15 protein-coding genes are annotated in these 13,713 nt (G+C 64.2%); 6 read left to right on the plus strand and 9 right to left on the minus strand.

Features of this window, described 5'->3' with window-relative positions; genetic code table 11:
• Positions 1-32: 32 nt before the first annotated feature.
• The 3 genes from RBA95_RS08715 to RBA95_RS08725 all read right to left on the minus strand — a co-directional run bounded on the left by RBA95_RS08715 (position 33) and on the right by RBA95_RS08725 (position 3,214).
• Positions 33-830: a copper resistance protein B gene (locus RBA95_RS08715; protein WP_306016465.1), complete on the minus strand. Its 798-nt coding sequence runs from the start codon at positions 828-830 to the stop codon at positions 33-35.
• Entirely contained in the window at positions 827-2,746 is a 1,920-nt protein-coding gene (locus RBA95_RS08720) for a copper resistance system multicopper oxidase (protein ID WP_306016466.1), read from the minus strand. Before RBA95_RS08720 ends, RBA95_RS08715 begins: the two co-directional genes overlap by 4 nt.
• Positions 2,747-2,818: 72 nt before the next feature.
• Complete coding sequence (locus RBA95_RS08725; RefSeq protein WP_306016467.1) at positions 2,819-3,214, minus strand: hypothetical protein; 396 nt, start codon at positions 3,212-3,214, stop codon at positions 2,819-2,821.
• Positions 3,215-3,324: 110 nt separating this feature from the next.
• Between RBA95_RS08725 and guaA the strand changes: the two genes are divergently transcribed.
• Complete coding sequence (guaA, locus tag RBA95_RS08730; protein ID WP_306016468.1) at positions 3,325-4,893, plus strand: glutamine-hydrolyzing GMP synthase; 1,569 nt, start codon at positions 3,325-3,327, stop codon at positions 4,891-4,893.
• Positions 4,894-4,916: 23 nt separating this feature from the next.
• Entirely contained in the window at positions 4,917-5,231 is a 315-nt protein-coding gene (locus RBA95_RS08735; RefSeq protein WP_306016469.1) for a cupin, read from the plus strand.
• 27 nt (positions 5,232-5,258) lie between these two features.
• Here RBA95_RS08735 and RBA95_RS08740 read toward each other — a convergent pair whose 3' ends face one another.
• Genes RBA95_RS08740 through RBA95_RS08750 form a run of 3 tightly spaced genes read right to left on the minus strand, consistent with a single transcriptional unit; the run spans position 5,259 to position 7,127 of the window.
• Positions 5,259-5,921, minus strand: coding sequence for a hypothetical protein (locus RBA95_RS08740; RefSeq protein ID WP_306016470.1), 663 nt, complete (start codon positions 5,919-5,921; stop codon positions 5,259-5,261).
• 34 nt (positions 5,922-5,955) lie between these two features.
• Entirely contained in the window at positions 5,956-6,726 is a 771-nt protein-coding gene (locus RBA95_RS08745) for a hypothetical protein (protein WP_306016471.1), read from the minus strand.
• A gap of 2 nt (positions 6,727-6,728) precedes the next feature.
• The gene (locus RBA95_RS08750; protein ID WP_306016472.1) at positions 6,729-7,127 is read right to left on the minus strand and encodes a hypothetical protein; all 399 of its coding nucleotides are present in this window, start codon (positions 7,125-7,127) and stop codon (positions 6,729-6,731) included.
• An 84-nt stretch (positions 7,128-7,211) separates the two neighbouring features.
• Here RBA95_RS08750 and RBA95_RS08755 point away from each other — a divergent pair, with 84 nt between their 5' ends.
• The 3 genes from RBA95_RS08755 to RBA95_RS08765 all read left to right on the plus strand — a co-directional run bounded on the left by RBA95_RS08755 (position 7,212) and on the right by RBA95_RS08765 (position 9,176).
• On the plus strand, positions 7,212-8,276 hold the full coding sequence (locus tag RBA95_RS08755; protein ID WP_306016473.1) for an AraC family transcriptional regulator: 1,065 nt from the start codon (positions 7,212-7,214) through the stop codon (positions 8,274-8,276).
• A gap of 125 nt (positions 8,277-8,401) precedes the next feature.
• Complete coding sequence (locus RBA95_RS08760; RefSeq protein WP_306016474.1) at positions 8,402-8,602, plus strand: SlyX family protein; 201 nt, start codon at positions 8,402-8,404, stop codon at positions 8,600-8,602.
• Between the two features lie 163 nt (positions 8,603-8,765).
• The gene (locus RBA95_RS08765; protein WP_306016475.1) at positions 8,766-9,176 is read left to right on the plus strand and encodes a hypothetical protein; all 411 of its coding nucleotides are present in this window, start codon (positions 8,766-8,768) and stop codon (positions 9,174-9,176) included.
• A gap of 75 nt (positions 9,177-9,251) precedes the next feature.
• Here the strand turns inward: RBA95_RS08765 and RBA95_RS08770 are convergent, their stop codons facing one another.
• The 3 genes from RBA95_RS08770 to RBA95_RS08780 all read right to left on the minus strand — a co-directional run bounded on the left by RBA95_RS08770 (position 9,252) and on the right by RBA95_RS08780 (position 12,079).
• Positions 9,252-9,935: a type 1 glutamine amidotransferase domain-containing protein gene (locus RBA95_RS08770; RefSeq protein ID WP_306016476.1), complete on the minus strand. Its 684-nt coding sequence runs from the start codon at positions 9,933-9,935 to the stop codon at positions 9,252-9,254.
• A gap of 95 nt (positions 9,936-10,030) precedes the next feature.
• Positions 10,031-10,477 carry a DUF4126 family protein gene (locus RBA95_RS08775; RefSeq protein ID WP_306016477.1) on the minus strand — a complete coding sequence of 149 codons (447 nt, stop codon included), beginning with the start codon at positions 10,475-10,477 and terminating at the stop codon, positions 10,031-10,033.
• Positions 10,478-10,537: 60 nt separating this feature from the next.
• Positions 10,538-12,079 carry a LytTR family DNA-binding domain-containing protein gene (locus tag RBA95_RS08780; protein ID WP_306016478.1) on the minus strand — a complete coding sequence of 514 codons (1,542 nt, stop codon included), beginning with the start codon at positions 12,077-12,079 and terminating at the stop codon, positions 10,538-10,540.
• Between the two features lie 137 nt (positions 12,080-12,216).
• Between RBA95_RS08780 and RBA95_RS08785 the strand changes: the two genes are divergently transcribed.
• On the plus strand, positions 12,217-13,653 hold the full coding sequence (locus tag RBA95_RS08785) for an alpha/beta fold hydrolase (protein WP_306016479.1): 1,437 nt from the start codon (positions 12,217-12,219) through the stop codon (positions 13,651-13,653).
• Positions 13,654-13,713: the final 60 nt, after the last annotated feature.

Here is a 13,713-nt window from a genome sequence, read left to right on the forward strand (position 1 = left end):
AAAAAGGCCCCGGCGTTGCCGGGGCCTTTTGTTTAGAACCAGATGCGCACACCGGCGAGGAGGGCGGTTTCCTCCACCTCATCGCCCAGGGAGCGGGCGAGGCTGGCGGTTTCGCCCAGCTTGCGCTCCCAGCTGACGCCCACATAGGGGGCGAACTGGCGGCGGATTTCATAGCGCAGGCGTAGCCCCGCCTCGACATCGGTAAATCCCGTGCCCTGATCGAGCGTTGGCGCGTCACCGAAGGCAAAGCGGGTCTCGACGACCGGCTGCAGGATCAGGCGCTGGGTGAAGAGGATTTCGTACTCCACCTCCGCCTCGATGGCGGCGCCGGCCTCCCCGCCCAGATAGGCATGGGCGTTCACCTCGAACCAGTAGGGCGCAAGCCCCTCGACCCCGATCACGCCCTGGGTCTCGTCCGGGCCGAACTCATGGCGCAGGCCAGTCTGGACGTTGAAATAGCGGGTCGCAGCGCGGCTGTAGAGAAGCTCCACCTCGCCGCCGTCAAAGCTGTCCTCGTCAGGCAGATACGCGCCCTTGACGTTCATGACGAGGCGATTGATGTCGCCGCCGGTCCAGACGCCGCCTTCCCATTTGAGGGCGGTCTCGCCGTCATGGTCCTGCCATTCAAAGCGTTCCAGCATCGCCATGGAGTGTTGCGTGGCGCCGGAATGGTGCAGCACGTCATGACGCGCCTGGGCCATTACATCGGCGTCGAAATACCGGTCCGCGGCGTTCCATAGCGGTTCGTCATGACCCTCGTCATGGCTTTGCGCGAAAGCGGGGGCGGCGATAAGGGCGCAGGCCGCGCCCAGAAGGAATGAGCGGATCATTGGGCGCCTCCGCCATGGTGACCGGAGTGATGGTTGTGGTGCGTCGGCGCCGGTTCAGGCTCTGGCGCGGGGGCGTGATGGCCCTGATGACCGCCGCCATGTCCGGAATGGCTGGAATGATCCATGGCCGCCGGTTCGGGCTGATGATGGCCGGAATGACCACCATGGCCTGACTGGTCCATCGGGCCGGGCCGCACCGAGACGACCTGCATCATGCCCGCATGCATGTGGTACAGGAGGTGACAGTGGAAGGCCCAGTCGCCCGGCTCGTCGGCGGTGACGTCAAAGGCCAGCCGCTCGCCCGGTTTGACGATCACGGTGTGCTTGCGCGGTTTGTGATCGCCGCCGCCATTCACGAGCTCGAAGAACATGCCGTGAAGGTGGATCGGGTGGGGCATCATGGTGTCGTTCACCAGAGAGACCCGCAGGCGCTCGCCTTCGTGGAAGATGATGGGCGCGTCGATCTCGGTGAAGCGCACGCCGTCAAACGACCACATATAGCGCTCCATGTTGGAGGTGAGATGGATCTGCATCTCACGCCCCGGCGCGCGGAGGTCGGGATTGGTCTCCAGGCTGCGCAGCTGCGAATAGGTGAGGACGCGGTGGTCCACATCCTCCAGCCCGATCCCGGGTTCATCCAGGCGACTGATGGGCGCCATGTTGAGATTGGCGACGCCGGGCCCCTCGGTGTGGTTGTGGGTGACCGGCGCGCTGTCCTCCATCGCCATCGCGGCATGGCCGGACTGTCCGCCATGGCCCGAATGGTCCATTGAACCGTGGTCCATCTGACCGTGGTTCATTGACCCATGATCCATGCCCATGTCGCGCATGGTCAGAAGCGGCGCGGCGCGCAGCTCGGGCACCGCCGCGGTCATGCCTTCGCGCGGCGCCAAGGTGGCGCGGGCATAGCCCAACCGCTCGATGCTTTCAGCCATGATGGTGAAGGCGCGGTCCTGGCGCGGTGTGACCACCACGTCATAGGTTTCCGCCACGCCGATCTGAAGCTCGTCGGTCTCCACCGGCTGGAGGTTCTGGCCGTCCGCCTGCACCACGCTCATGGGCAGGCCCGGAATGCGGAAATTGAAGATCGTCATCGCCGAGGCGTTGATGATGCGCAGGCGCACCCGCTCGCCCGGTTCGAACAGACCCGTCCAGTTGCTGTCCGGCCCCTTGCCGTTCACGAGATAGGTATAGGTCTCGCCCCCCACATCGGAGATGTCGGTGGGCTTCATGCGCATCTGGCCCCACATGGCGCGGTCCGACAGCGCCTCGCGCACGCCGTCCTCGCTCATATCGCCCAACAGATCCCCCAGCGTGCGATGATTGAAGTTCAGGCTCTCGGGATTGGTCTTGAGCCGGTTGAACAGCGCCTCGGGCGACAGGAAGGTCCAGTCGCTCAGCACCAGCACATGCTCGCGGTCATAGCCGACCGGATCATGATGGGCCGGATCGACGATGATCGGACCATACAGCCCTTCCTGCTCCTGCAGGCCTGAATGGCTGTGATACCAATAGGTGCCGGTCTGGCGCAGGCGGAAGCGATAGCTGAAGGTCTCGCCGGGGCGAATGCCGGGGAAGCTCACGCCGGGCACGCCATCCATCTGGAACGGCAAGAGAATACCGTGCCAGTGAATGGAGCTGTCCACATCGAGATGGTTGGTGACATTCAGCGTCACCTCATCGCCTTCGCGCCAGCGCAGGAGCGGGGCGGGCACGCCGCCATTGACCGTGATCGCTTCATCGCGGCGGCCATCCACGCGGAAGGGCGTGCGGGCGATATCAAGGTTGAAGACCGTACCGGTCAGGGCGTCGGGGGCGCGCTGGGTCAGCGCGCGGCTCGCCTGCGCCCAGCCGGGCGTCAGGCTTGCAGCTGTCAGCGCGCCGGCGCCGGTCAGCCAGGATCGTCTCGTAATCATCAGGAAGCTCGTTCAGCTCATCAAACAGACAGGGTTCATCGTCCGCCAAGGGGGCGGGGCGCCTGTCCGGGCTTAATTGAGCTGAACGGTGAAAAGCTGGACCGGGGTTAGCCAGGGCTGCGGTCGCGGCCGGTTCGGATCAAAGACCGGCGCCTTCGCGGCCACGTCACGCAGGGCCTTCAGATCAGGCCTGGGCGCGTCGGGCAGGATGACCGGCAGATCGAACTGGGGCGCGTCATTGAGCACCAGCGGCGCGCCGCACAGGGCGTTCGGTTCACACTCGGGGTCCGCTTGCTGGCTCTGGTCGCCGTGATGGGCGTGCGCGCTCATCTGATGATGCGCATGGGCGCCGGGGGCGTCCTGACCCGAAGGAGTCACTGGTTGTGCACACACCTGCAGGGTCCAGCACGCGATGAAGATCATCGCGGTCAGGATCTGGGGCAGGGGTGTGGCGGAGCGCAGACTCATACCGATTATATAGCGCCTGGATGCGCGCGGGAAAACCATCACCGCAAACATGTCGCGCTTGCGTGCGGATACCCTCTGGCGAAAACGGCCTGTCTGCGCTATGCGCAGCCATGACCGAGATTCAGGCCCACCATGAAAAAGCGCTGGTGATCGACTTTGGCAGTCAGGTCACCCAGCTGATTGCTCGCCGACTCCGCGAAAGTGGCGTCTATTGCGAGGTTCACCCCTTCAACCGCGTGGACGACGCCTTCCTGGACGCCTTTGCGCCCAAGGCGATCATCCTGTCGGGCGGTCCCAATTCCGTGCATGGCGAAGGCACGCCGCGCGCTGCGCAAAGCGTGTTTGAACGCGGCCTGCCAGTGCTGGGCATCTGCTATGGCGAACAGACCATGTGCGCCCAGCTGGGCGGCAGCGTGGAAGCGGCGGAAGAACGCGAGTTCGGCCGCGCCGATATCGAAATCGTCGCCGAAAGCCCGCTGTTTGAAGGCCTGGGCGAGGTTGGCCATCTCGAGCGCGTGTGGATGAGCCATGGCGACCGCGTCAACGCGATCCCGCAGGGCTTCCACCCCATCGCCGCGACCACCCATGCTCCCTTCGCCGCCATCGCGGATGAGGGCCGGCGCTTTTACGGCGTGCAGTTCCACCCCGAAGTGGTGAACACGCCGCGAGGCGCGCTGATCCTGCGCAACTTCACGCACAATATTGCGGGCATGAAGGGCGACTGGACCATGGCCGCCTTCAAGGAAGAGGCGATCGCCAAGATCCGCGAGCAGGTCGGCTCGGGCCGGGTGATCTGCGGCCTGTCCGGCGGCGTGGACAGCTCGGTCGCCGCCGTGCTGATCCACGAAGCCATTGGCGATCAGCTCACCTGCGTCTTCGTCGATACCGGCCTGATGCGCTCGGGCGAGGCCGATCAGGTCGTGACCCTGTTCCGCGAGCACTACAACATCCCGCTCGTGGCCGCGGATGAGGAAGAACGCTTCCTCTCGGCGCTGGCGGGCGAAAGCGATCCGGAAAAGAAGCGCAAGACCATCGGCAAGCTCTTCATCGATGTCTTTGAAGACAAGGCCAAGGGTGTGGGCGGCGCAGACTTCCTGGCGCAAGGCACGCTCTATCCGGACGTGATTGAAAGCGTCAGCTTCGACGGCGGCCCGTCGGTCACCATCAAGTCGCACCACAATGTGGGCGGTCTGCCCGAGCGCATGAACATGAAGCTCGTCGAACCGCTGCGTGAACTGTTCAAGGACGAAGTCCGCGCGCTGGGTCGCGAGCTGGGCCTGCCGGAAAGCTTCATCGGTCGTCACCCCTTCCCGGGGCCGGGCCTCGCCATCCGTATTCCGGGCGAGGTGACCAAGGACAAGGCCGACATCCTGCGCAAGGCGGATTCGATCTATATCGAGGAAATCCGGAAAGCCGGGCTCTATGACAGCATCTGGCAGGCGTTCGCCGTGCTGCTGCCGGTCCAGACGGTCGGCGTGATGGGCGACGCCCGCACCTATGACAATGTGCTGGCCTTGCGCGCTGTGACCTCCACCGATGGCATGACGGCGGATTATTTCCCGTTCGATCATGACTTCCTGGGCCGCGTCGCAACCCGCATCATCAACGAAGTGCGCGGCGTGAACCGGGTCGTCTACGACGTCACCTCTAAACCGCCGGGAACCATTGAGTGGGAATAGGCCGGCCCTGAACGGAGCTGCAGATGAGACTGATCAAGCCGGACGCCTATACAGGTAATCGCGCCTGGGCGGCTCTGGATATCGAGCGCTTTGACGCAGCGACCGTTCGCATGCACTGGACCGACCAGCCCTATAAATGGCACGTCAATGACGGACCGGAGGTGTTTGTCCTGCTCAAGGGCAAGCTCGACATGCATGTCAGGAACGCCGAGGGCGAGGTCACGGTCTTGCCCATGGCTGAGGGCGATATATTCCACGCCGAATCCGGAGACGCGCACGTCGCCCACCCGCAGGGGGCGACGCGCGTGCTCGTCATCGAAAGACCCGGCAGTGTCTAATGACCGATGTCGGTCTCGACCGTCGGCTCATTCGTCCGCTTCGATCGGGCGAAGGTTGGTGATCAGAACTCTCTGGTTCATCGACATCGTCTGAAACAGGGCCGCCACTTCAATATCCATCGTCATCTCAGAGCGATAGCTCCGCCCGTTGAAATGAGGGCTCAGCACGCAGGAAAAGGCGAGGTCCATTGCCGTCACCCGGGCGGCGAGGTTGGGCTTGAACGGTTCATTTAGCGTCATGATGAGGTCCGATACGCGCCAGGGGGCGTCCATCGTGTCGCGTCGAACCGTCAGGGTGCTCATGGAGTGTGCGAAGAATTTGCGCTCCATCTCGTCTTCAGCGCTGGCTTCGGACGGTTTGTAGCGATAGCGCGCCTCTAGCTCGTCTTCATGCAGCGTGGTGACGGTATCGGGCACTTGTGAAGCGAATCCATCGCACCAGATCCGCCCCTCAATATCATCGCCATTATCCTGCATGAGCCGGTCCCGCGCTTCGGTGTCGGGCACGTTCGCATCCACAATGGTCAGCGACGGTGTCTCTCCGGTCCGAACGGCGCCGACAGCGCGGAAATCGTCAGATACGACTTCCAGCTCGAAGCTGGCCCGGCGCTCTTCCGTTGAGGGGGCCAAGGCTTGCGAGAGGGGGGCAGGCCATGCGGCGGCGATGGCGATCAATACGGTCGTGATCATGATCCGGCTTTCGGTTGTTGGAGAGGAGACAGGGTCAGGCAGGCGCCGTGCGGCGTCGGCGAAAGAAGACAAGGCCTGCCCAGATCGGGATCGCGACCAAGGGCAAGAGCGCCGGGACGTACTGCAGCGGCGTGTCGATGATGGCTTGGGGTAGAACCTGCGCCTGGCCGAAAAAGAACGACCCTGCCGCGATGAAGAGCGACATGCACATCCGCCAGAGATGGCGCAGGATGCGGGCCTTGCCCGTCATGGATCCGCTCAGGATGACATGCGCATCGCCCAGAGCCGCCAAGGCGCCTGAAACCAGCACGAAGCGCAGGCCGTCCGCGCCGGAGACTGTAACGTTCAGACCCGCGGCGATCGCGTAACCGGCGGCGCCCGCGCAGCCCAGAGAGGCGCACAGGCTCGCCCACACGGGCCAGCCGAAAGCGGCGGCGGGCCGTCCTACGGCCAGCCAGCCTGTCGCCAGCAGGTTCAGCGCCATCAGCGCCGCGATCGTATTGACGAGCCGGTCCTGGGTCAGAAACGGCGCGACGACCGCTGCGATCACGTAACAGACCGCCATCGAGATGAGGAAAACCTTGCCCGCCGCGCGATGCACGGGGCGGCCCTTGGGCGAGAGAATGGCCAAGGCGCCAGAGGCCAGACCGATCGCGCCTGCGCCCACATGGCCGTACAGAAGGAGCGCCGCTCCGGCCCGTTTCCAGACGGGTGCATCTTCGGCGAGCTGGAGCGTTTCCGCCGATGCGGACGGTAACAGCGCCAGCATCGCCAACACACTGATGAAGAGGAGGTGTCCGCGCATGCTCATCTCCACCGCTCGGGGCGAGTGAAATAAGCCGCCGCCAGGCTGCGCCATGGAAGTGCAAGGACCACGGGGAGGACCACAAGACAGGCATAAAAAGCGCTCATATGCGCTTCGCCCATCTCGCCGGCCTGCCAGCGGGGAACCGCCACAAAGACCATCCAGAGCGCCTTCCAGACGATATCCACGAGCAGGACCGGGATCATGGCGACGGGGGAGATCAGGCCAATGATCGACAGCAGGCCGAGCGCTGACAGCATGGCGAGCGCTGCGCCGTCCATGACGGGAAGCCACGCGCCCTCCCGGACCAGCACGGGCCAGAATTCCAGTCCGATTCCAACGATGAAGAGGACAAAACAGGCGCGCAGGGCATACAGTCGCGCTAAGGACAGGGGCGGCATTCATCTCCTCCGAGACGGGGTGTTTCCGTATCGGCAGGATTCAGGAACGCGCTCTCGCTTGCGATGATCGTAGGTATCGATGACATGATCGAACGTAACACTGTGCGGAGCGCGACGGTTTCGGCCAGCCTCTTCAGCGGCTTCCTGGACTATGCGGATCAGCAGGGCCTTCAGCGCGCGCGCATTCTCGAGCGTACGGGGGTGCGCGAAGCCGCTCTCATGGACCCTGACAGCCGCATTCCCCTGAGCGCCTATATCGACATGCTGGATTTTGCGAAAACCGCGCTGGGGGATCCCGCCCTGATCGTGCGCTTCGCCCAAGACATCGCCATGTCGCGAATCTCCATTGTCGCGCTGATCATGGAATCGGCGCCGGACATGGGTGAGGCGTTTCGACAGATGCAACGCTATGGACGCTTGGCGCTTCATCTGAAGGAGCAGGATCCCGGTGGCGGGATGGAGCTGGATATTCGGGACGGTCGCCTGTTCATGGTGGACCGCCGTATGTCATCGCGTCTCTATCCCGATCTTGTGGAGATGGACTTCATCCGTCTCACATGCGGACCCAGACGCTTTCTGGCCCAGTCTCATGTCTTGTCGGTGTCGTTCATGCACCCCGAGCCGCCCCATGCCCGCGTTTGTGAAGACGTGTTCCAGTGTCCGGTGAGCTTTGGCGCGCCTCAGAACGCCCTTGAGCTTCACCCCGAAGTGGCCAATTGGCCCGTGGCGCAGAACGATGGCTATGTGCATGGCGTGCTGAAAGAACGCGCGGACACGTTGATGGACGCGCTGACCACGGCGCCGACGATCCGGGCGGCGCTGGAAGCGGAATTGCTCGGCGTGCTGCACACGGGCGAGGTGAGCTCAGAAACAATCGCCGGACGGCTTGGCTATACGCGTCAGACGCTGTTTCGCAAACTGCGTGCGGAAGGCACGAGCTTTCGCAAGGTCCTGGCGGAATTGCGCCGCGAGGTGGCGATGGATTATCTTGACCAGACCGGCTCATCGGTGAAGGAAACGGCCTATCTGGTCGGCTTTTCCGAGCCGGCCGCCTTTTCGCGCTGGTTCAGGCGTTCGACGGGGTTGAGCCCGAAGCAGTACCAGGCCCACACACGGTCCGAGCGTAACGGCAATGCCCTTGAAGACTGAAGCGCACACGGACCAGGGGCTGGAGTGCTGAGGCAGAGCGAATTAAGATGCGTGTCAGGTCAGAGGCTCGTTCGGGGCCTTGGCCTTCTTCGTCACAAACCCTCCAGATTTCACGGTGATCGACCATGACTTCCGACCGTATCGACCGTCTTGAAATCCATGTCGCCGAGCAGCAGCAAATGCTCGATGACCTGTCCGAGGTTCTGACCCGTCAGACCCGCGAGATCGAAGCGCTCAAAGCGCGTTTGAGCCAGTCTGACAACCGCATTGCGGAGCTGGAGGCGGGGCTTCCGGCGCCGGGAAATGAGAAGCCACCGCATTACTGAGTGCGCCTGCGCCGAGGAGCGGACATGACAAGTGTCATGCCCGGAGGGTGACACCTCTCCCTGTGACGCGGCTCGCTTTGACGCCATCCTGTCTGAGCTGACCTAAAGCACCGGTCAGTCAGGACGCGCCGCCCCTGGCGCGCAGCAGACAGGAGAGCCAGCCATGGACAGCGTCGTCACCCTTTTCAGCGCCTATTGGTGGTTGCTCTTTCCGTTCGGCTTCCTGCTGCTCGCAGGCTGGAACAGCCTGATGGAGACCAAGCGGGCACAGGCCCGGTTCGAGCTTCTGAAGGCTTATGCGAAATCGGGGCAGGAACCGCCCCGGTCATTGCTGGCGGAGATCCGGGCCATGGAGCAGGGCGAGGATGAGACCCCTGCGCCCCAGAACGGCGCGACGGGGTTCCTGGTGACCCTGTTCACGGGCCTGGCCGGGGTCTTCGCCATCCTGGGCTATACGGGCGCGCTGGGCGCTTATGACGCCGAATTCTATGTCGCCGCAGCGTGTCTGGGCGTGCTCGCTCTGGCCTATTTTGTCTCGGGCATCGCCACGGGCGGTCGTCGCCGGAACGCCTGAACCCCTTTTGTCTGAAGATCATGAAAAAGCCCCCGCCGGCGCGCCAGCGGGGGCTTTGTCGTTCAGGCGGACCGCCTAGCCGATCTTGAGCTGGGCGAGGATCGCTTCGGCCACCGGCTTGGAGGAGGCCGGGTTCTGGCCGGTGATCAGGCGGTGATCGGACACTGCGAACGGCGCCCAGTCATCGCCCTTGTGATAATCCGCGCCCTGTTCCTTGAGGGCGTCTTCCAGAAGATGCGGGACGACATCGGTCAGGCCCACAGCCTCTTCCTCTGAATTGGTGAAGGCGGAGACCTTGCGGCCTTTGACGAGCGGATTGCCGTGCTCATCCTTGACGTTCAGCAGGACCGTCGGCGCGTGGCATACTGCGCCCACCGGCTTGTCGGCTTTCCAGAAGGCCTCGATCAGGGCGACGGAATCCTCGTCATTGGTGAGATCCCAAAGCGGGCCGTGACCGCCGGGATAGAACACGGCGTCGAAGTCTTCGGAGTTCACAGTGTCGAGCTTGACGGTGTTGGCGAGGGCTTTCTGGGCGTCCTCGTCCGCCTTGAAGCGGCGAGTGTCCTCGGTCTGGGCGCTTTCGTCATCGCTTTTAGGGTCAAGCGGGGGCTGGCCGCCCTTGGGCGAGGCGAGGGTGAGTTTCGCGCCGCCATCCTTGAAGGCGTAATAGGGCGCGGCGAATTCCTCGAGCCAGAAACCGGTCTTTTCGCCGGTGTCGCCGAGTTCGTCATGGGAGGTGAGGACCATCAGGACATTCATGGGGGAGCTCCTTTGGGGGACAGGACAGTCTTGGGATCGGTGCGTAAGACGTAAGAGCGCGCCAGACCGCTTCAACCGCGCGCCGAGTGGGGGTATCAGACAAGCAAGATCAGCACGGCGAGGGTTCCGCCAATCGCGAAGGCATCCTCGACCAGCGCCGCTTGCAGGTCAGATTTGAACCGTTTCGACAGGACATTGCGTGCGTAGGCGCAGCCATAGGCGCCGCCCGCAGCCCCCACTATGCCCGCGATGGCGGCGGGGATGCCGCCCAGGGCGGCGCCCGCAACGGCGGCGGCGATCAGGCGCGCCAGCACGCCGCCGATCCGGGTGCGTGACGGGGTGCGCGGTTGCTTGTCGCCCCACAATTCAAGACCGGCCAGGGCGATCAGGGGGATGAAGGCCCACCACTCGCTCAGCCAGGCGAAGGACTCAATCAACGGATCGGGCGCGATAACGAGCGCATAGCCGCTGACAAGCGCCAGCGCCATGAAGGTGCGTGCGCCCGTGAGTAACCCGAGCAACAGGGCTGCCAGTAGGATCATGTTCGGCCTGTCATCCGCTTTTGACTGACAGGCTAACGAGTGTCGTACGCGATGGTTCCCTTAGACGGGCTTGACCGCGTCGGGATCAGATAACGCGTTCTTGACCCGGGGCAGGATGCGGCGGCTGACCGGAACCTCGCCGCCCGCGCGCAGGATCAGGCGACCTCCGCCGCCCGGTTCACGCTCCAGCGTCTCGACATGGGCGGTATTGACGATATGAGAGCGATGCACGCGCAGGAAGGTGGGGGGCAATTGCGCTTCGAGCCGCGCCATAGTGAGGCTGTAGAGCACGCAGCGCCCGTCCTCGTAATGCAGCTCCACATAATCGCCGGCGCCCTGGATCCGGGTGATCTCCTGGGTGCGCACATAATCGGTGCGACCGCCGCTATCGAGTTGCAAGGTGGCGGGATCGGCCGCCTGTCGCGCCAGGGCGAGCGCGGCGTCCAGGGCTTCGGCGCGACGGGTTTCTGACAGGCGGATGCGTTGTTCGCGCAGCAAGGTCAGCGCCTGCTGGACAAACAGGGTGATCAGGAACAGGCCGGCCAGCCAGAACAGGTGAAAGTCGATGAAGGCGCTGTGGGTGAACACCGCGATGAGCGCAGCAAGGGCGAATGCGCCGGCAAAAGCCAGTGCATCCCGACGGCCTTTCAGGCCCTGATAGCCGCAAAGCAGGGCGCACAGCGCCAGGGCCAGCGCAAGCACCGCCCAGGTCTTGCCGTCAAAGCCCCGGGTCAGGAACACAGGGAGCAGCAAAACCAGCCCGCCGGCGCCGAGCGCGGCGAGACGGGTCCTGAGCGCCAGCGCAGTGAACCGCTTGAGCGCGAAGGCGATCAGGCTGAGCGAGGTGAGCAGGGCGCTGGCGACGATGCCGACCAGTCGGATGTCATGAAGAGGATAGGGGTAGCTGATCAGCCCGCGCGCCGCTTCTATCAACAATTGCGCGCCGAGCGCGGCGCTCAGAATGGCGAGGATGACGGCTTCCTCGCGGTCCTCGGCTCTCGCCGCCATGGCGGCGAACACCAGAACGCCGAGCGCAAAAACGCCGAACATGATCAGGCTGCGCCAGTAATGGCTGAGAATGCGATCCGTCGGAGAGCCGTATTCGGCCAGGAACGCGCCCTGCATGGGAGCGGTCAGGGTCAGGAACCCATGATGGGAGGACATCTGAAAGGTCAGCGTGTTCTCCCCGACCCGGAACAAGTCTCTGGGGGCGTGGGCGGCGTAGTCGATCAGGCCGGGATTTTCCTCGGCGGCCGAGGCGCCGGGGATGCCGTTCGTCCCGATCCGGACGCTATTGAGATGGATGTCGCTGGCGGCGAGCCCAGACAGGTAGACCCCTTTGGGTCCCGGCGAGTCGATCCAGGCGCGGTCCAGGAAGACTTGGGTGCGTACCCAGAGATGCCGGCCCTGCGGGTCGAGATCGTAAAAACGCAGGATTTCACAATCCGCCGCGGAGAAGTCGGGCGGGCCCTGTGTCCCGCTCGCGGCCGGGCAGGCCGTGAAGGGCGCGTCCGTCAGGCTGATTGTGTGTTGGCCCCAGGCGGCGCCCTGCGCCAGCACGGTGAGCGCCAGGGCGCAAAGGATCAGGACAATTCGGGTCATCTTGCAGTCAGGGTCAGGGGCGCCATTCGTCGATCCGACCGCGCCGTTCACCGATAGGCGCCTGACGAAGCCGGGACATGGAACAACCATGCCGGATGTCCCGCCGCAAGAGCGGGAGGCCAATTATGGAGACAATCATGCGGTCAGGACTTCTCTCCCTCATCCCCGCTATCGCGCTCGTCGGCGCCGCTTCGGCGGAAGAGCCCATCACCTTCACCAGCCAAGAGGGCGCGTCGGTCGATGCCTTTCAGGGCGCGTTCACGGTGCCCGAGGATCGCAGCAATCCGGACAGCCGGATGATCGAGATCGGCTATGTGCGGTTTCCCGCGCTCGACGGCGCGGACGGCGCTCCGATTGTCTATCTCGCCGGCGGGCCGGGCGGCTCGGGCACCGGCACGGCGCGCGCGCAGCGCTTCGAGCTGTTCATGCAGATGCGTCAGCATGGCGATGTGATCGCCTTTGACCAGCGCGGCACGGGCCTGTCGAGCAATGACTTGCCCAGCTGCGTGTCCCATGTGGCCGTGCCGGAAACCGAACCCACCACGGATGCCGAGTTCGCGGACGCCTATCGTCAGGCTGCGCTGGAATGCCGGGTGTTCTGGCATGAGCAAGGTGTGGAGATCGACGGTTACACCACGGCGCAGAGCGTTGAGGACATTTCCGATCTGCGCGCCCATCTGGGCGCAGAACAGGTGACGCTGTGGGGCATTTCCTATGGCACGCACCTGGCCATGGCGGCGCTCAAGACGATACCGGACGAGATCGATCGCGCCATTCTGGCCAGCGCGGAAGGGCTCGATCAGACCGTCAAACTGCCATCACAGACAGAGGCTTATATTGAAAGGCTGCAGGCGGCTGTGAACACCCAGCCGGCGGCGGCTGCGACCTATCCCGATATTGCGGGCCTGATGGCGCGGGTGCATGCCAAGCTCGAGGCCGAGCCCATGATGATTCAGGTGCAGACCCGTGAGGGCGTACATCCGTTCTTGCTGCAACGCCGGGATCTGCAACAGATGGCGTCCGGTCTGATCTCGGATCCGGGCTTTGCGGCGATCGTGCTCGCCATGTATGCCGAGATTGACCAGGCGGACAGCGCCTTCATCGCGTCCGGGATCGTGGGACGCTTCTACGAGCTGGGCCAGCCGATCATCTTGCGCCCGATGTCCACCGCCATGGACCTGGCGTCGGGGATCAGCGAGGCGCGCCTGACCCGGGTTGAACACGAAGCGCGGACATCGCTTCTGGGCGCCTATCTGAACTTTCCGATGCCCCAGCTGAACGGGGTGTGGAGCGGTTTCGGACTGGATGACGATTTCCGTGCAGCCCCTGTCGGCGATACGCCCATCCTGCTCCTGTCGGGCACGCTCGATGGCCGCACCTATCCCGACAGCCAGCGCGAGGCGCTGTCCGGCATGGCGAATGTGGATTGGGTGATCGTCGAGAATGCAGGACACAACCTGTTCATGACGACGCCGGAGGTGCACGCCGTCATGCACCGCTTCATGGCTGGGGAGACGGTGGACGGGGAGCGCATCATCGCGCCACTGCCCGATCTCACAGACCTGCCGTTCTAGGCGCTGTCCGGCCGGGTTCGAGGACCCGGCCGGATTCTCCCGGGCGGGCTGCAATGCGGT

This window comes from Oceanicaulis sp. MMSF_3324 (genome assembly GCF_030733545.1).
Taxonomy (GTDB): Bacteria; Pseudomonadota; Alphaproteobacteria; order Caulobacterales; family Maricaulaceae; genus Oceanicaulis.